General features: G+C 58.5%; 15 protein-coding genes. 8 read left to right on the top strand and 7 right to left on the bottom strand.

From position 1 onward, the window contains the following. Positions 1 to 49: 49 nt before the first annotated feature. A complete protein-coding gene (locus CKW21_RS05745) occupies positions 50 to 1,081 on the bottom strand; it encodes an amino acid ABC transporter substrate-binding protein (protein WP_095193039.1) in 1,032 nt (343 codons plus the stop codon). 468 nt (positions 1,082 to 1,549) lie between these two features. Here CKW21_RS05745 and CKW21_RS05740 point away from each other — a divergent pair, with 468 nt between their 5' ends. The 5 genes from CKW21_RS05740 (at position 1,550) to CKW21_RS05720 (ending at position 6,906) form a co-directional block, all read left to right on the top strand. After that, on the top strand, positions 1,550 to 2,206 hold the full coding sequence (locus tag CKW21_RS05740; protein WP_095193038.1) for an alpha/beta hydrolase: 657 nt from the start codon (positions 1,550 to 1,552) through the stop codon (positions 2,204 to 2,206). 110 nt (positions 2,207 to 2,316) lie between these two features. After that, the gene (rhlB, locus tag CKW21_RS05735) at positions 2,317 to 3,792 is read left to right on the top strand and encodes an ATP-dependent RNA helicase RhlB (protein ID WP_095193037.1); all 1,476 of its coding nucleotides are present in this window, start codon (positions 2,317 to 2,319) and stop codon (positions 3,790 to 3,792) included. Between the two features lie 141 nt (positions 3,793 to 3,933). Further along, positions 3,934 to 4,878, top strand: a complete 945-nt coding sequence (locus CKW21_RS05730; RefSeq protein WP_095193036.1) for an ornithine cyclodeaminase family protein — start codon at positions 3,934 to 3,936, stop codon at positions 4,876 to 4,878. Positions 4,879 to 5,028: 150 nt separating this feature from the next. Next, positions 5,029 to 6,156: an FAD-binding oxidoreductase gene (locus CKW21_RS05725; RefSeq protein ID WP_095193035.1), complete on the top strand. Its 1,128-nt coding sequence runs from the start codon at positions 5,029 to 5,031 to the stop codon at positions 6,154 to 6,156. 108 nt (positions 6,157 to 6,264) lie between these two features. Continuing rightward, positions 6,265 to 6,906 (top strand): transcriptional regulator, encoded by a 642-nt coding sequence (locus tag CKW21_RS05720; RefSeq protein ID WP_095193034.1) that lies wholly within the window; start codon positions 6,265 to 6,267, stop codon positions 6,904 to 6,906. A gap of 106 nt (positions 6,907 to 7,012) precedes the next feature. Here the strand turns inward: CKW21_RS05720 and CKW21_RS05715 are convergent, their stop codons facing one another. From CKW21_RS05715 to CKW21_RS05690, 6 genes are all read right to left on the bottom strand, one after another. After that, entirely contained in the window at positions 7,013 to 7,789 is a 777-nt protein-coding gene (locus CKW21_RS05715) for an ABC transporter substrate-binding protein (protein ID WP_095193033.1), read from the bottom strand. A 229-nt stretch (positions 7,790 to 8,018) separates the two neighbouring features. Next, positions 8,019 to 8,471, bottom strand: coding sequence for a molybdopterin synthase catalytic subunit MoaE (gene moaE, locus CKW21_RS05710; protein WP_095193032.1), 453 nt, complete (start codon positions 8,469 to 8,471; stop codon positions 8,019 to 8,021). A 2-nt stretch (positions 8,472 to 8,473) separates the two neighbouring features. After that, positions 8,474 to 8,716 carry a molybdopterin converting factor subunit 1 gene (gene moaD / locus CKW21_RS05705; protein ID WP_008060537.1) on the bottom strand — a complete coding sequence of 81 codons (243 nt, stop codon included), beginning with the start codon at positions 8,714 to 8,716 and terminating at the stop codon, positions 8,474 to 8,476. Beyond that, the gene (moaC, locus tag CKW21_RS05700) at positions 8,713 to 9,186 is read right to left on the bottom strand and encodes a cyclic pyranopterin monophosphate synthase MoaC (RefSeq protein ID WP_034148967.1); all 474 of its coding nucleotides are present in this window, start codon (positions 9,184 to 9,186) and stop codon (positions 8,713 to 8,715) included. Before moaC ends, moaD begins: the two co-directional genes overlap by 4 nt. A gap of 237 nt (positions 9,187 to 9,423) precedes the next feature. After that, positions 9,424 to 10,818 (bottom strand): PhoH family protein, encoded by a 1,395-nt coding sequence (locus CKW21_RS05695; protein ID WP_095193031.1) that lies wholly within the window; start codon positions 10,816 to 10,818, stop codon positions 9,424 to 9,426. A 334-nt stretch (positions 10,819 to 11,152) separates the two neighbouring features. Next, positions 11,153 to 12,277, bottom strand: coding sequence for a polysaccharide deacetylase family protein (locus tag CKW21_RS05690; protein ID WP_095193030.1), 1,125 nt, complete (start codon positions 12,275 to 12,277; stop codon positions 11,153 to 11,155). Between the two features lie 266 nt (positions 12,278 to 12,543). Here CKW21_RS05690 and yaaA point away from each other — a divergent pair, with 266 nt between their 5' ends. The 3 genes from yaaA to alg8 all read left to right on the top strand — a co-directional run bounded on the left by yaaA (position 12,544) and on the right by alg8 (position 17,047). Then, positions 12,544 to 13,323 carry a peroxide stress protein YaaA gene (yaaA, locus tag CKW21_RS05685; protein ID WP_095193029.1) on the top strand — a complete coding sequence of 260 codons (780 nt, stop codon included), beginning with the start codon at positions 12,544 to 12,546 and terminating at the stop codon, positions 13,321 to 13,323. 809 nt (positions 13,324 to 14,132) lie between these two features. Next, positions 14,133 to 15,449 (top strand): nucleotide sugar dehydrogenase, encoded by a 1,317-nt coding sequence (locus CKW21_RS05680; protein ID WP_095193028.1) that lies wholly within the window; start codon positions 14,133 to 14,135, stop codon positions 15,447 to 15,449. Between the two features lie 116 nt (positions 15,450 to 15,565). Continuing rightward, complete coding sequence (gene alg8 / locus CKW21_RS05675; RefSeq protein ID WP_095193027.1) at positions 15,566 to 17,047, top strand: mannuronan synthase; 1,482 nt, start codon at positions 15,566 to 15,568, stop codon at positions 17,045 to 17,047. The last annotated feature ends 23 nt before the right edge of the window (positions 17,048 to 17,070 follow it).

The following is a 17,070-nucleotide window of genomic DNA, read 5'->3' as shown; positions in this document are numbered from 1 at the left end:
AATGGAACAGAACATCACCCGGCAGTTGGCCTACCGGGTGATAGAACCATCAGCGCACTGGTGGTGCGTATTGAATGCCGCCAGCGTTCCACAGAGCGTTCAGCCCGCGGTCGATTTCCAGCGGAGTGCTCTTGCCGAGGTTTTTCTCGAAGATTTCGCCGTAGTTACCGACTTGCTTGACGATCTGCACGACCCAGTCTTTCGGCAGTTTCAGGTCCTTGCCGTATTCGCCGTCAGCGCCGAGCATACGAGCGACATCCGGGTTCTTGGTGGCCTTGGCTTCGGCTTCGACGTTCTTCGAGCTGATACCCGCTTCTTCGGTGTTGAGCAGCGCGTAGCCAGTCCAGCGCACCACGGCCAGCCACTCGTCGTCGCCGTTACGTACGACCGGACCCAGAGGCTCCTTGGAAATGGTTTCCGGCAGAACCACGTAGTCCTTCGGCGAAGCCAGCTTGCTGCGCTGGGCGAACAGTTGGGACTTGTCGGAGGTCAGCACGTCGCAACGACCGGATTCCAGCGACTTGGCGCTTTCATCGGAGGTGTCGAAAGTGATCGGGGTGTATTTCAGACCGTTACCGCGGAAGTAGTCGGAAACGTTCAGCTCGGTGGTGGTACCGGCCTGGATGCAGATGGTCGCGCCATCCAGCTCTTTGGCGCTTTTAACGCCGAGCTTGTTGTTTACCAGGAAGCCGATGCCATCGTAGTAGGTAATGAAGCCTGGGAACTTGAGGCCCATGCCGGCGTCACGGGAGCTGGTCATGGTGGTGTTGCGCGACAGGATGTCGATTTCGCCCGACTGCAGAGCGGTGAAACGCTCCTTGGCGTTCAACTGACTGAACTTGACCTTGGTCGCATCGCCGAACACGGCAGCGGCGACGGCGCGGCAGAAGTCAGCATCGATACCCACGATCTTGCCGGTGGAATCCGGAACCGAGAAGCCTGGCAGGCCATCGCTGACGCCACACTGCACGAAACCTTTCTTCTTCACTCCATCCAGGGTTGCACCCGCCTGAGCGAACCCGCTGACACCGAGAACTGCGGCTGCAGTCACGATTGCCAGAGTGGATTTCAACATCTTCATTCAAACCTCCAGTTTTGCTCTTGTTGTGTCGGAGCGTGAGTCCCGTCGCACCCTTTTGAGGCGTTGTCGACCCGAGTTGGCTTGTTTTAGGGTCAACCGACGTAGAGACCGTAGCTATGAGTCTAGTAGGAGAAAATCCACAAAATGGACAACTCACTTCTCACCAATCGGCCGAACGGGCTGTAGCCCTTTCAAGTTCGCGAAGCCCGTAGCGGCCACTGGCGAACATCCATCACCGGATTTTTTGCTATCCCACCGCCAAAAATGGCCTGATAGTGTTACCGACAGATGTGGGATTTTCGTACCAGCTTCCCTATAGCAAAGCCCGTACCACACTGGCTTCCAAAGCAGTTAAGCGACAGGTCAATAGCAAAACTTGTAACCTTGCGACATCTTCGTAACTGATCAACCAGACGCGCACTCACGCCCCGCACTCAATGAGCGCGCACGCACACATTTGGAGCAGCCATGACCGAGCCCCTGATTCTAGAACCCGTCAAGCCCGCAGACGCCTGCGTCATCTGGCTGCATGGCCTCGGCGCCGATCGATATGACTTCCTGCCGGTCGCCGAGGCACTGCAGGAAACGCTGTTGTCCACCCGCTTCGTTCTGCCTCAGGCCCCGACCTGCGCCGTTACCATCAACGGTGGCTACGAGATGCCCAGCTGGTACGACATATTGGCCATGAGCCCGGCGCGCGCGATCAACCGCGATCAACTGGAAGAGTCGGCACAGAGGATCATTCATTTGATCGATGTGCAGCGAGCCGTTGGAATAGACGCCTCGCGGATTTTCCTGGCAGGTTTTTCCCAGGGTGGCGCAGTGGCTCTACACGCCGCGTTTGTGAAATGGCAGGGACCGTTGGGTGGCGTACTTGCCCTCTCGACCTACGCACCGACCTTCAGCGATGAACTTGAATTGTCCGCCAGCCAGCAGCGCATTCCTGTGCTGTCGTTGCATGGCCAGTACGATGACGTGGTGCAGAATTCGATGGGCCGTACCGCCTACGAGTATCTGAAGCAGCATGGTGTCACCGTGACATGGCAGGAATACCCAATGGGCCACGAAGTGTTACCCGAGGAAATTCGCGACATCGGGGTCTGGCTGGCCGAACGTTTGCGTTAAGCCTTTATGTTGCTCTTTTTGTTTAAAAGCGCCCTTTGATCCATCCCTCTACGCCGCGCCCGATTCTTGCATTACACTGGCCGGCGTATATTCCTTAACCAATTGATGAGATGACCGTGCTCAAAGCACTCAAGAAAATGTTCGGTAAAAGCGAGACTGAGCAACTCGCGCCAGTCCCCAGCGCGCCGTCGCACTCCCACGGCCATCGCAGCGACGCCAGCCAGGCCGACCGCCACGTTCCCGCAGCCGCCCCGAAACATGAACCCAAACCTGTTTCTGCCGCCGTTACCGTTGCCGAACCTGTGCGCAGTGAAGCACCCAAACCCGCCAAACCGCGTCGCGAACCCAAGCCCAAGGCGCCGGTCATTCCATGGAAACTCGAAGACTTCGTCGTCGAACCCCAGGAAGGCAAAACCCGTTTCCACGATTTCAAACTTGCTCCGGAACTGATGCACGCCATCCAGGACCTGGGCTTTCCGTATTGCACGCCGATCCAGGCGCAGGTGCTGGGCTTCACCCTCGCCGGCAAAGACGCCATCGGCCGCGCCCAGACAGGCACCGGCAAAACCGCGGCGTTCCTGATTTCGATTATCACCCAGTTGCTGCAAACCCCGCCGCCGAAAGAGCGCTACATGGGCGAGCCCCGGGCATTGATCATCGCGCCGACCCGCGAGTTGGTGGTGCAGATCGCCAAGGATGCGGCGGACCTGACCAAATACACCGGCCTCAACGTCATGACGTTCGTGGGCGGCATGGACTTCGACAAGCAGCTCAAACACCTCGAAGCCCGTCACTGCGACATCCTTGTGGCCACCCCCGGCCGCCTGCTGGACTTCAACCAGCGCGGCGATGTGCACCTGGACATGGTCGAAGTCATGGTGCTGGACGAAGCCGACCGCATGCTCGACATGGGATTCATCCCGCAGGTGCGCCAGATCATTCGCCAGACCCCGCCCAAGAGCGAGCGCCAAACGCTGCTGTTCTCCGCGACTTTCACCGAAGACGTGATGAACCTGGCCAAGCAATGGACCACTGACCCGGCGATCGTCGAAATCGAAGTCACCAACGTGGCCAGCGAAAACGTCGAGCAGCACATCTACGCGGTGGCCGGTGCCGACAAATACAAACTGCTCTACAACCTGGTCAACGACAACGGCTGGGAGCGGGTCATCGTCTTTGCCAACCGCAAGGATGAAGTGCGACGCATCGAAGAACGCCTGGTGCGCGATGGCATCAACGCCGCGCAGCTGTCCGGCGACGTGCCGCAGCACAAGCGCATCAAGACCCTGGAAGGTTTCCGCGAAGGCAAGATCCGCGTGCTGGTGGCCACCGATGTCGCCGGTCGCGGCATCCACATCGACGGCATCAGCCATGTGATCAACTTCACCCTGCCGGAAGTCCCGGACGATTACGTGCACCGCATTGGTCGTACCGGTCGCGCCGGCGCCGATGGCGTGTCCATCAGTTTCGCCGGCGAAGACGACTCCTACCAGCTACCGTCCATCGAGGCGTTGCTGGGTCGCAAAATCAGCTGCGAAACACCACCGACGCATCTATTGCGGGCGGTAGAGCGCAAACGTCACTAACTGACGATGTGCAGAAAGAGGCGCAGCCGGAAACGGACTGCGCTTTTTTTTCGTCTGTCTTTTCGTCGTGAAGAGCTTGCTAGACATATCTAAAAGTCCATAATAGACAAAATAGTTTACCTGCCCCTCCCGGAGCCGACCATGTCCAGCACCCCTTACGTGATCACCCAACCCCAGGCCCGCGAGCTGCTGACGCAAGTCGACGTGCCGCAGATCCTGCGCAAACTGTTCCGCGACCTGGCTGCCGGGCAAGCGGTACAACCGGCGCAACAGCTGGTGGAGTTTCCACAGGGGGCCGGCGATTTCATCAACTACCTGGGTGTGCTGGCCGAAGATGGCGTGTACGGGGTCAAGACTTCGCCGTATATTGTGCGCGAACAAGGGCCGCTGGTGACCGCCTGGACCTTGCTGATGTCGATGCAGACCGGCCAACCGCTGCTGCTCTGTGATGCCGGTGAGCTGACAACGGCACGCACCGCCGCGACCACCGCCGTGGCCGTCGATGCACTCGCCCCGCTGAAAGCGACTCGCCTGGCGATCATCGGCAGCGGCAAAGTGGCCCAGGCGCACTTGCATTACGTGAAAAACCTGCGCGACTGGCAGAGCATCAGCCTGTACTCGCCAAGCCTGAGCGAAGATGCGCAAACCGCAAACCTGCTGAAAAGCCTCGACCCGCGCCTGACCCTGGCGAACACTCGCGAAGCGGCCATTGCTGACGCCGATGTGATCATGCTTTGCACCTCGTCCGCAGGTCCCGTGATCGACCCGTCTGACTTGAGCAAACCGGCGCTGATCACCTCCATCAGCACCAACGCCCCGCGCGCCCACGAAGTGCCACCCCAGAGCCTCAACGACATGCAGGTGTTCTGCGATTATCGTCAGACCACCCCGGGTTCGGCCGGCGAAATGCTGATCGCTGGCGAACAACATGGCTGGAATAAAAACGCGATCGTCGGCGACCTGCCGGACCTGCTCAGCAACAAGGTGCAGCGCCCCGACTACAACCGCCACGTGTTCTTCCGCTCCATCGGCCTGGGCCTGGAAGACATTGCGCTGGCCAATGCCATCTATCGCCTGCAGCACTAACACCTCAATTCACCTGTGGGAGCGAGCCTGCTCGCGAATACGATCTTTCATTCAACATAGATAGTGACTGATCCGACGCTTTCGCGAGCAGGCTCGCTCCCACAGAAAATCTCTAAGACATTGGTATTTTCGCTTGATCAGGAGACGTTCATGAGCCAGGCAGACTTCATCATCATCGGCGGCGGGATTGCCGGCGCTTCCACCGGTTTCTGGCTGTCGCAGCATGGGCGCGTGATCGTGCTCGAACGCGAATCCCATCCGGCCTATCACTCCACCGGACGCTCAGCCGCGCTGTTCACCGCCGCCTATGGCACGCCTCAGGTTCGCGCCCTGACCCAGGCCAGCCGCGATTTTTTCGACGCCCCGCCAAGTGGATTCTGCGAACACCCGTTGCTGACCCCGCGTGGCGAGATGACTGTGGACTTCAGCGGCGACCCGGCTGAATTACAAAACCAATACCTGAGCGCGAAAGCCACAGTGCCAGAGATGCAACTGCTCAGCGCCGAAGAAGCCTGCGCCCGCCTGCCGATTCTGCGCCGGGAGAAAGTCCACGGCGCGATCTACGACCCGACCGCCAGCGACATCGATACCGACGCCCTGCACCAGGGCTACCTGCGCGGCATCCGCCGCAACAAAGGCGAAGTGCACACCGACTGCGAAGTACAGGGCCTGAGCCGTGACGCCGAAGGTATCTGGCAGGTACAGACCAACACGCAGACCTTCAAGGCGCCGGTCGTCATCAATGCCGCGGGCGCCTGGGCCGACAAGATCGGTGAGCTGGCCGGCGCCAAACCATTGGGCCTGCAACCCAAGCGTCGCGCGGCCTTCATTTTCGCCGGCCCCGAAGACGTGGACATCCATCACTGGCCGATGCTGGTCAGCCTCGACGAATCCTTCTATATGAAACCCGACGCCGGGATGTTCCTCGGCTCGCCCGCCAACGCCGACCCGGTGGAACCCCACGACGTGCAGCCCGAAGAGCTGGACATCGCCATGGGCATTTACCAGATCGAAGAAGCCACGACCCTGACCATCCGCCGCCCGACCCGTACCTGGGCCGGCCTGCGCAGTTTCGTCAGCGACGGCGACTTGCTGTCCGGCTTCGATCCACAGGTGCCGGGACTGTTCTGGGTTGCGGCACAGGGCGGCTACGGCATCCAGACGTCGCCGGCCATGGGTCAGGCCAGCGCCGCCCTGGTACGCGGCGAGGCACTGCCCGAGCAACTCACCCGCTTCGGCCTGAGCGCCGACATGCTCTCCCCTGCCCGCCTGGGCTGACATTGTCTTCAGGTGACGCGCCTCCACGATTGCGTCACACTTTCAGAGCCCCGTTCTACGGGGCACTGAAGCCGCCCCGGAGCCCCACCGTATGAATAGCCCCACTGTATGAATGCCCCCGAAAAAGACCCGGCCCAAAACGACGCCTCCCTGGATAACTTTCGGGCGATCGCCGATGCCATCGCTACGCTGTTCTTCCCTCACGCTGAGGTGGTGCTGCATGACCTGCGCACGCAAAAGGTCGACTACATCGCCAACAACCTGTCGAAACGGGAGATCGGCGATGACTCGTCGCTGGAAGACATGCTCAGCGAAGATGTCAGCGAACGAAATATCGGGCCGTACGAAAAACTCAATTGGGATGGTCAGAATATTCGCAGCGTAAGCACCGTGCTGCGCGACAGCGAAGGTCATCCGCTGGGTGTGCTGTGCATCAATCTGAATATTTCGCTGTTCGAGAATGCCAAGGCTGCGCTGGATCTGTTCCTGTCGCCGACCAAATTGATCCCGCAACCGGATTCACTGTTCCGCGATGACTGGCAGGAGCGGATCAACACCTTCCTCCACGCCTGGCTGCGCGAGCGCCAGCTGAGCCTGAACCTGCTGACCCGCGATCACAAACGCGAACTGGTGTTGGCGCTGCACGCCGAGGGCGCATTCAAAGGCAAGAGCGCATCGAACTATGTGGCCAATGTGCTGAACATGGGGCGGGCGACGGTGTACAAGCATTTGAAGGAATTGAAGGACTGAGCCTTCAGATGTTGCATTGGCTGATCCGGCCTCTTCGCGAGCAGGCTCGCTCCCACAGTTAAATGCATTCCCCTGTGGGAGCGAGCCTGCTCGCGAAGGCGGTATATCAGTCGCCGTAGATGTCCGACTTGAAGTACTTCTCGGAAATCTTCTGGTACTCACCACTGGCACGAATGCCATCGATGGCCGAATTCAACTGGCTGACCAACTCGGTGTTGCCTTTGCGCACGGCAATCCCGGCACCCTCGCCCACGTATTTCGGATCCTTCAATTCCGGTCCGACAAACGCATAGCCTTTGCCGCGCGGCATCGACAGGAAGTCATTGAGCGGAATGGTGTCAGCAAAAATCGCGTCCAGGCGACCGGCCGCCAGGTCCATGTAGATCTCTTCATTGTTACCGTAACGCTTGACGTTGATACCCTTGGGTTCGAACACCTCAGTGGCATAACGGTCGGTGGTGGTCGCACGCTGCACGCCTATGGTCTTGCCCTTGAGGCTGGCGTACTGGTCATCCACCACCGCGCCTTCCTTCATCACCAGGCGCGATGAGGTGAAGTAGTACTTGTGGGTGAAATCCACCGACTTCTTGCGGTCTTCGTTGATCGTCATGGACGACAGCGCCATGTCGATTTTCTTCACTTTCAGGGAAGGAATCAGACCGTCGAATTCACTTTCGACCCACACACACTTGACTTGCATCTGCGCGCACAACGCGTTGCCGATGTCATAGTCGAAACCGACGATCTCGCCTTTTTCGGTTTTGGAGGCAAATGGCGGATAAGCCGCCTCGATACCGATGCGCAAGGTTTTCTCGGCGGCAAACAGGCTACTGCACGCCAACAGGCTCAGGGCCAGACCGGTGATGAGGGGGAACTTCTTCATATTCGTTCTCTCGCGGGTTTGTTGTTGGTTTGGCAAGACAGAAGAAAAAGCAGAAACGGGGAAAGCCTTTTTTGTACTTATAATTCCATACTGGACTTTTATGTATAGATCGTCAATCGGGCAAAGGGGATTGTGCCCAGCCAATGGTCGGGAGGTGAGTCAACAAGATTGTTGGTTTGACGCCATCGCAGGCTTGCCCGCGATGGCGTACTCGTGAGCAATGCAGAAATTACTGTTTCCAGCGATCCGCCGCCGCATGATCGCTGTCCCGCCCCTCGACCCAACGCGGGCCATCGGCGGTATTTTCCTTTTTCCAGAACGGTGCGCGGGTTTTCAGGTAGTCCATGACAAAGGCGCAGGCATCGAACGCTGCCTGGCGGTGGGCGCTGGCGGCGCCAACGAAGACGATCGGTTCGCCGGGCTCCAGCGCACCGATACGATGCAACACTTCCAGCTTGAGCAGCGGCCAGCGCTGCTCGGCCTCGGTGGCAATTTTGCCAAGAGCCTTTTCGGTCATGCCCGGATAGTGCTCGAGGAACATCCCGGCCACGTCGAGCCCGTCATTGAAATCACGCACGTAGCCGACAAAACTCACCACCGCACCGACACCGACATTGGCGGCGTGCATGGCGTTGACTTCGGCACCCGGATCGAACGCCGTGGACTGCACGCGAATCGCCATGATCAGCCCCCGGTCACGGTCGGAAAAAACGCCACTTCATCGCCATCGCTCACCGGCTCGTCGAGTTGGCACAGGTCTTCGTTGCGCGCGCACATCAGGTTCTGTTCGCGGAGCACGTCAGCCCCCTCACGTTGCGCCAGCAACGCCCGCACGTCGTCGACGGTGGCGAATTGGCCTTCGACCTTCACCGAATCCACACCCAGCGCTTCACGATAACGGGCAAAAAACTTTACGGTGACATTCATGGTTGATCCGCCTGGAAATGACCGCTCTTGCCGCCGACCTTTTCCAGCAGCCGTACGCTTTCAATGGTCATGCCGCGATCGACAGCCTTGCACATGTCGTAGATGGTCAGCGCGGCGACACTGGCGGCGGTCAGCGCTTCCATTTCCACACCGGTCTGCCCGGACAATTTGCAGCGCGCCACAATGCGCACGCTGTCGTCGCCTTCGGCACTGAGTTCGACCTTGACGCCCGTGAGCATCAGCGGATGGCACAGCGGAATCAGATCACTGGTTTTCTTCGCCGCCTGAATGCCGGCAATACGTGCCACGGCAAACACATCACCCTTGGGGTGACCGCCGCTGACAATCATCTGCAGGGTTTCGGGCAGCATGCGCACCAGCGCTTGGGCCGTCGCCTCACGAAACGTCACGGCTTTTTCGGTAACGTCGACCATGTTGGCGCGACCTTGGGAATCGAGATGTGTCAGCACGGGATTACTCCTGATCAGGAGCATCGATTGTAAACCTGCGGGTCAATTTTCCGCACGCAAGATTATCCGATCAGCACATTCCCCTGTGGGAGCGAGCCTGCTCGCGAAAGCGGTGTGCCAGCCAATATCACCGTTACTGGCATACCGCATTCGCGAGCAGGCTCGCTCCCACAGGGGGTTAAGGGTCAGGCATGAAAAAACCGGGCGGTTGTGAGGCCGCCCGGTTTGGGTGAAGGTTTACAGATGCGATTCGGCGTATTCGGCCAGAATCGACCGTGGCACCCCTTGCAGGGTGATGTGCACGCCGTTGGGGAAATCCTTGAAGCGTTCGGTCAGGTACGTAAGTCCCGAGCTGGTTGCGGACAGGTAGGGAGTGTCGATCTGTGCCAGGTTGCCCAGGCACACCACTTTGGAGCCGGCACCGGCACGGGTGATGATGGTTTTCATCTGGTGCGGTGTCAGGTTCTGGCATTCATCGATCAGGATCAGGCTCTGCTGGAAGCTGCGGCCCCGGATGTAGTTGAGGGATTTGAACTGCAACGGCACTTTGCTGAGGATGTAGTCGACGCTGCCATGGGTGCTTTCGTCATCCATGTGCAAGGCTTCGAGGTTGTCGGTGATGGCGCCCAGCCAAGGCTCCATTTTTTCCGCTTCAGTGCCGGGCAGGAAGCCGATTTCCTGATCCAGACCCTGCACGCTGCGGGTAGCGATGATCCGCCGGTAGCGTTTGCTGACCATGGTTTGTTCAATGGCCGCCGCCAGGGCCAGGATGGTTTTACCGGAACCGGCGGCACCGGAGAGGTTGACCAGGTGGATGTCCGGATCGAGCAAGGCAAACAACGCCAGGCTCTGATAGATGTCACGCGGCTTCAGACCCCAGGCTTCCTGATGCAGCAGCGGTTCCTGGTGCAGGTCGAGGATCAGCAGCTGGTCGTTCTCGATCTCTTTGATCCAGCCGACGAAGCCCTGTTCGTCGATGATGAACTCGTTGATGTGCACCGCCGGCAAGTTGTCTATCAACTTCACCTGATGCCAGGTGCGACCATGACCCTGACGGGTCTCGACCTTGCTCACGAGGTCCCAGAACGAGCCCTTCATCTCGTGGTAGCCATTGGGCAGCAGCGATACGTCGTCGACCAGTTGGTCGGTGCTGTAGTCCTCGGCCGCGATCCCACAAGCGCGGGCCTTGAGGCGCATATTGATGTCTTTGGTGACCAGCACTACTGGCTTCTTCGGATCGCGGGTGTGCAGGTCGATCAACTGATTGATGATTTTGTTGTCGTTCAGATGTTCGGGCAGAACGAGGTGAGGCTCAGCCTGCTTGCTCATCAAAATTGACAGCAAACCTTTCGGCCCACTCTTGCCGCGCTGGATCGGCACGCCCTGCTCAACGTCCTCGGGAGAGGCATCGCCCAGGGTCTTGTCGATCAGGCGAATGGCTTGACGACATTCGGCGGCAACGCTGTGATGCCCGCCCTTGAGCTTGTCGAGCTCTTCCAGCACGGTCATCGGAATGGCGACGTGGTGTTCTTCGAAGTTGAGCAGCGCGTTTGGATCGTGAATCAATACGTTGGTATCGAGTACATAAAGGATTGGCTGGTTGGAAGAAGAGCTACGTCCGTGATCATCCATACTCGGTCACCTTTGTCAGAGCCAGTGGACGCAATACCTTGGCGGTGCTGCGCCTCGAAGTGGCCGCCGATCTCACCTACGGAGACTTAAGTGACTGCAAACAAACGGGTCTTGGAAGACGCCACCTGTGTTGCAGGTTTCGGCGGTCTGTCTTCCTAATACTCCAAAACGTGTGACAGAAAAAAGTACTTTGACGCTTTTTTGAAGTTTATTTTGCAGAGTGACGAAAAGCCCTTGGCGGACTGCCATCACCCGTTTACAGTCGGAGATCAACCTGCAGCAAAAACCCTCCAAAAATCGCTCTTCGCCCAATGTTCATGGGCTTTCGGCACTTTCATCGAAAACCGTTCTGACAATCCTCCCAACCGATTCCGCTCTGTGATGTTTGCGTCATCAGCCAGGGCAGCGCCGTTTTAACCCCCTCCTGCTTCACATTGAAATTGATCACGCCATGACGCCACAGCAGCATCAGGGTCAATACCCGCTGCGCGCTCTGGCTGGCCTTGAGCTTGCCGGCACCGTCCTGGGCATCGATGTCCCACAGCGCCACCTGTAAGCCCTGGGACTTGAAAAAGGCTTCGGCATCCGACCGTCGCTGGCCATCGGGCGGACGGAACAACGGCACGTAGTTTTCCGGTAATTTGCTTTTGACCAGATCGACGCTGCGCCGTACCGAATCCTGCCAGTCCTGCCAGTGACTGTGCGAGCGGAACTCCCAGCCTTGCACGCCGATGCACTGACTTGAATAGGTCGATTGCAGACTGGCGACCGGACCTTGCGCCAGTCGCGCCTGGATGTCCTTGCCAAGGACGAAGAAGGTGCCGCTCATGTTCGCCTTGCGCAGGTACTCGGTGATCCAGGTCGTGTTGTCAGGGACGGCATTGGCGGCGCTGTCGAAGGTCAGCAGAAACAGCCGGTCATGCATGGCGTCACCATTGCGTTCGTAGTCGCCAAAATGATCGACTTCGCTGCTGGCTTGCGGAAACAGCGCAGCCTTGCGCAACTGCTCGTCCAGGTACTGGGCATGAAACAGCCGGCCCGGTTCGGCCCACTTGATGTAGTAGCTGTCCTCGCTGATCTGGAATTTTCCGGCCTGCTCACGCAAGGTGGGCATGTCCTCTACCAGAAAACAGAAGGACGCATCCTGATCGCAACTCTGTTGGGCGAATTCGAAGTTGGCCAGCAAGCGTTGCCACATGCGCTGGCGAACGCGGTTGACCGATTCCATATTGACTGTGCGCAGGCCCAGGCGCTGAGCCAGCGCGCGCTCATCCAGGGATTCGCTGGCCAGCAGCACCCGGGCGAACATGAGGATTTCGGCGCGTGATGCCACGTCGAACAGCGTCGGGTTGTTGAGCTTTTCCGGCCAGGTGCCGCGATCAAGCGTCGCCACGTCGCCCGGCGCCGCCATGGCGCCAAAGCTCAGAAGCCACACAGAGAATAAAAGAACGATACGCAATGGGATGTCTCCATAACAAAACCCGCGCGGCACTATAGCCGATCCAACCCTTATTACCGCAGCCGCACCAAAGTCCTGTGGGAGCGAGCCTGCTCGCGAATGCGGTGCGTCAGCCCCCAACAATGCCAACAGGCAGGCCGCTTTCGCGAGCAGGCTCGCTCCCACAGGGGAATTGTGGATAGCCACCGATCACCTATTACCCCTATAGCTGGAGTCAACACGGACAACCCCCTAGAATCGCCCCCACGATTAAAGGAGACGACTTCATGCTGATGGTGATTTCACCCGCCAAGACCCTCGATTACGAAACACCGCCGGCGACCCAGCGCTTTACCCAGCCGCAGTACCTCGACCATTCCCAGGAGCTGATCCTGCAATTGCGTGACCTGACGCCGGCACAGATCAGTGAGTTGATGCACGTCTCCGACAAGATCGGCGGCCTCAATGCCGCGCGCTTCGGTAGCTGGACCCCGGCATTCACTCCGGAAAATGCCAAACAGGCCTTGCTGGCATTCAAGGGTGACGTGTACACCGGGCTGAACGCGCAAACCTTCAGCGAAGCCGACTTCGATTACGCCCAGCAACACTTGCGCATGCTCTCGGGCCTCTACGGCCTGCTGCGTCCGCTGGACCTGATGCAACCCTACCGCCTGGAAATGGGCACCAAACTGGCCAACGCGCGGGGCAAGGACCTGTATGCGTTCTGGGGCTCGCGCATCAGCGAATGGCTGAACGAAGCCCTGGCCGATCAGGGCGATGACGTGCTGCTGAACCTGGCCTCCAATGAGTACTTCTCGGCGGTCAAGCGCAATGCCCTGAACGCACGCATCATCAATACCGAGTTCAAGGACCTGAAGAACGGTCAGTACAAGATCATCAGCTTCTACGCGAAAAAAGCCCGGGGCATGATGAGTCGCTTCGTCATCGAGGAGCGCATCAACGATCCTGCTGCCCTGAAACAGTTCGACGTCCAGGGCTATCGCTACAGCGCCGAGCAGTCTAAACCGGACAATCTGGTGTTCCTGCGCGATCACGCCCCCGAGTGATCCACCCGGTCGGCGCATGGCATGCAAATCCCGCCTGCGCCGACCATTGATTGACGCCACTTTTCCCGCCCACATCGCCATTTTTATGGCGCCAAAAATACATCATTCGAGTTTTTAACTTTAGTTTCATTCGACTTCGATCTTTTTTTTCAGTAGTGGCACTGAAAATTTTTATCGGTAGTGGCAAAAAACTATCCCTTTCAATAATCCGCCTATATATAAAGGGCGAAACGGCAAGTGCTATCAATATGAGAGCAGTGCCATCTTTTTCAATATTTCAAGAAATTTCAGAAATCGCGATGGGCGGGCCGGAACTTCAATCGAATGCACCGCTCATACCACCGGTAACGATTCTCACAGATCTTGTAGGAGATGACTTACGCAGAACAGAGATCCAAGTAGCAAAGTTGTCACATCAACTTTCGCGGACTAATCCCTGATTTGGGCAACATAGTAAGGACAGGAGATAACCGATGAGAACTATCCCCTACAGGGCCAAGGCAGCGCCCCTATAACGTGCTCACCCGAGCACTCAACCGCTTGATCCACGGGCTTACGGCCTGAAATCGGGCGCGCAGGAACATTGCACGAATATCTTCGGAACAGAGGATCGGCTGCATAACAGGGCAAGTCACAACAACAAGCCCAAGTTGCGCACACCTTGAGTGCACTTATTTAGACACTCGGAACTTTAATGCCAGCACAAGGTATTGCTGCGCCTGTCAGGCGCACTTGCGAGTGCACTATCACCGCTGAACACCATTAACTCCGGCCATCTAATGGCTTGATAAACACAGAGGTAATTTGCGATGCGCATCAGCATATTTGGTTTGGGTTACGTTGGCGCTGTATGTGCCGGTTGCCTGTCTGCACGGGGCCATGACGTCGTTGGCGTTGATGTTGCCAAAGACAAGATCGATATGATCAACGCAGGTAAATCGCCCATCGTTGAACCGGGCCTGGGCGAACTTCTGGCGCAAGGTATTCAGACGGGCCGCCTGCGCGGTACCACCAACTTCGCCGAGGCGATTCGCGACACCGATCTGTCGATGATCTGTGTCGGCACGCCGAGCAAAAAGAACGGCGACCTGGAACTGAACTACATCGAAGCCGTGTGCCGCGAGATCGGTTTTGTCCTGCGTGACAAATCCACCCGCCACACCATCGTGGTGCGCAGTACCGTTCTGCCGGGCACTGTCGCAAACGTTGTCATCCCGATTCTCGAAGACTGCTCCGGCAAGAAGGCCGGTGTCGATTTCGGCGTTGCCGTAAACCCTGAGTTCCTGCGCGAAAGTACGGCCATCGCCGACTACGACCAGCCACCCATGACGGTCATCGGCGAATTCGACAAGGCATCGGGCGATGTCCTGCAATCGCTGTACGAAGAGCTTGACGCACCAATCATCCGCAAGGACATCGCTGTCGCCGAGATGATCAAGTACACCTGCAACGTGTGGCACGCCACCAAGGTGACCTTCGCCAACGAGATCGGCAACATCGCCAAGGCGGTCGGCGTCGACGGTCGTGAAGTGATGGACGTGGTCTGCCAGGACAAAACCCTGAACCTGTCCCAGTACTACATGCGCCCAGGCTTCGCCTTCGGCGGTTCCTGCCTGCCAAAAGACGTGCGTGCCCTGACCTATCGCGCCGGTTCCCTGGACGTGGAAGCGCCGCTGCTCAACTCGCTGATGCGCAGCAACGAATCCCAGGTGCAGAACGCCTTCGACATCGTCTCCAGCCACGAGAAACGCAAAGTCGCCCTGCTGGGCCTGAGCTTCAAGGCCGGTACCGATGACCTGCGCGAAAGCCCGCTGGTTGATCTGGCGGAAATGCTGATCGGCAAGGGTTTCGACCTGAAAATCTACGACAGCAACGTCGAATACGCCCGTGTCCACGGTGCGAACAAGGACTACATCGAGTCGAAGATCCCCCACGTCTCGTCCTTGCTCAACGCTGACTTCGACGACGTGATCAACAACTCCGACGTGATCATCCTCGGCAACCGTGATGAGAAATTCCGTGCACTGGTCAAGGACGTTCCACACGGCAAGCAGGTGATCGACCTGGTTGGCTTCATGTCCAAGGCCACCAGCACGGCTGGCCGCGCTGAAGGGATCTGCTGGTAAAGCAGCAACAAGCTTCAAGCTTCAAGCTTCAAGCTGCAAGTAAACCGCTCTTCACTTGCAGCTTGCGGCTTGAAGCTAGCAGCTGCCTTCAGGCAACTGACTTCAGGATTCCGATTATGCACAGGCTAAAGCACGGCCTACTTCAGGCCGCCGGTTGGCTGTTTTATTTAAGTTTACTGATGGGCATCGCCATGGCGTTGCCTGTGTCCACGTTCGACTCCGAGTCGAAGGACTTCATTTTCCTGATCGGTATCGTCGGTATCTGGCGTTACTCGATGGGTGCCACGCACTTTCTGCGCGGCATGCTGTTTCTGTACGTGGTCTACCCGCACCTGCGGCGCAAAGTGCGCAAGCTGGGCAAGGCGGCGGACCCGTCCCACGTGTTTCTGATGGTCACCAGTTTCCGTATCGATGCGCTGACCACCGCGCAGGTCTACAGCTCGGTGATCCGCGAAGCCATGGAGTGCGGCCTGCCGACCACCGTGGTCTGCTCCATCGTGGAAATGTCCGATGAGCTGCTGGTGAAAAGCCTGTGGAGCCGGATGAACCCACCGGCCCACGTGAAGCTCGACTTCGTGCGCATTCCCGGTACCGGCAAACGCGATGGCCTGGCCTTCGGTTTCCGTGCCATCTCCCGTCACCTGCCGGATGACCGCGCCGTGGTGGCGGTGATCGATGGCGACACCGTGCTCGGCGAAGGCGTTGTGCGCAAGACCGTGCCCTGGTTCCAACTGTTCGGCAACGTCGGCGGCCTGACCACCAACGAATTCTGCGAAGTGCGCGGCGGCTACATCATGAGCGAATGGCACAAGCTGCGTTTCGCCCAGCGTCACATCAACATGTGCTCGATGGCCCTGTCCAAGCGCGTGCTGACCATGACCGGGCGGATGTCGGTGTTCCGTGCCACCGTGGTCACCAACCCGGAATTCATCGCCGACGTGGAAAGCGACTCGCTGCAACACTGGCGCCTGGGTCGTTTCAAGTTCCTCACCGGCGACGACAAGTCCAGCTGGTTCAGCCTGATGCGTCTGGGCTATGACACCTTCTACGTGCCCGATGCAGCGATCAACACTGTCGAGCATCCACCGGAAAAGAGCTTCATCAAGGCCAGTCGCAAGCTGATGTTCCGCTGGTACGGCAACAACCTGCGGCAGAACTCCCGCGCCCTGGGCCTGGGGATCAAGCGCCTCGGTGCATTCACCTCGGTGGTGCTGTTCGATCAACGCGTGTCGATGTGGACCTCCCTGCTGGGCCTGACCGTGGCGTTGATCGCCACCTTCAAGTACGGCACCGCGTTCATCCTGGTGTACCTGCTGTGGATCGGCATTACCCGCCTGATCCTGACCCTGTTGCTGTCGTGCTCCGGCCACCGGATCGGCCCGGCCTACCCGGCGATTCTCTATTACAACCAGATCGTCGGCGCGCTGGTGAAGATCTACGTGTTCTTCCGCCTCGACCAACAGTCCTGGACTCGCCAACCCACGTCTCTATCCCGTGATCTCGCCAGCTTTCAACGTTGGTTCAACACCTGGTCGTCTCGGACCATGACCTTCTCCGCCGGCAGCATTTTCGTCGCCGTGCTGTTGATGATGGTCTGACCGAACTCGCCTGAATTAACTAG

It is taken from the genome of Pseudomonas sp. Irchel 3A7 (assembly GCF_900187565.1).
Classification (GTDB): domain Bacteria; phylum Pseudomonadota; class Gammaproteobacteria; order Pseudomonadales; family Pseudomonadaceae; genus Aquipseudomonas.
This window is presented reverse-complemented; position numbering and strand designations above follow the sequence as displayed.

Coding starts and splice junctions, on each gene's coding strand:
- CKW21_RS05740 (WP_095193038.1), top strand. CDS start 1,550: ATGACCGAGCCCCTGATTCTAGAACCCGTCAAGCCCGCAGACGCCTGC.
- CKW21_RS05730 (WP_095193036.1), top strand. CDS start 3,934: ATGTCCAGCACCCCTTACGTGATCACCCAACCCCAGGCCCGCGAGCTG.
- yaaA (WP_095193029.1), top strand. CDS start 12,544: ATGCTGATGGTGATTTCACCCGCCAAGACCCTCGATTACGAAACACCG.
- alg8 (WP_095193027.1), top strand. CDS start 15,566: ATGCACAGGCTAAAGCACGGCCTACTTCAGGCCGCCGGTTGGCTGTTT.
- moaD (WP_008060537.1), bottom strand. CDS start 8,716: ATGAATGTCACCGTAAAGTTTTTTGCCCGTTATCGTGAAGCGCTGGGT.
- CKW21_RS05680 (WP_095193028.1), top strand. CDS start 14,133: ATGCGCATCAGCATATTTGGTTTGGGTTACGTTGGCGCTGTATGTGCC.
- CKW21_RS05720 (WP_095193034.1), top strand. CDS start 6,265: ATGAATGCCCCCGAAAAAGACCCGGCCCAAAACGACGCCTCCCTGGAT.
- moaE (WP_095193032.1), bottom strand. CDS start 8,471: ATGGCGATTCGCGTGCAGTCCACGGCGTTCGATCCGGGTGCCGAAGTC.
- CKW21_RS05745 (WP_095193039.1), bottom strand. CDS start 1,081: ATGAAGATGTTGAAATCCACTCTGGCAATCGTGACTGCAGCCGCAGTT.
- CKW21_RS05695 (WP_095193031.1), bottom strand. CDS start 10,818: ATGGATGATCACGGACGTAGCTCTTCTTCCAACCAGCCAATCCTTTAT.
- rhlB (WP_095193037.1), top strand. CDS start 2,317: ATGACCGTGCTCAAAGCACTCAAGAAAATGTTCGGTAAAAGCGAGACT.
- CKW21_RS05715 (WP_095193033.1), bottom strand. CDS start 7,789: ATGAAGAAGTTCCCCCTCATCACCGGTCTGGCCCTGAGCCTGTTGGCG.
- CKW21_RS05725 (WP_095193035.1), top strand. CDS start 5,029: ATGAGCCAGGCAGACTTCATCATCATCGGCGGCGGGATTGCCGGCGCT.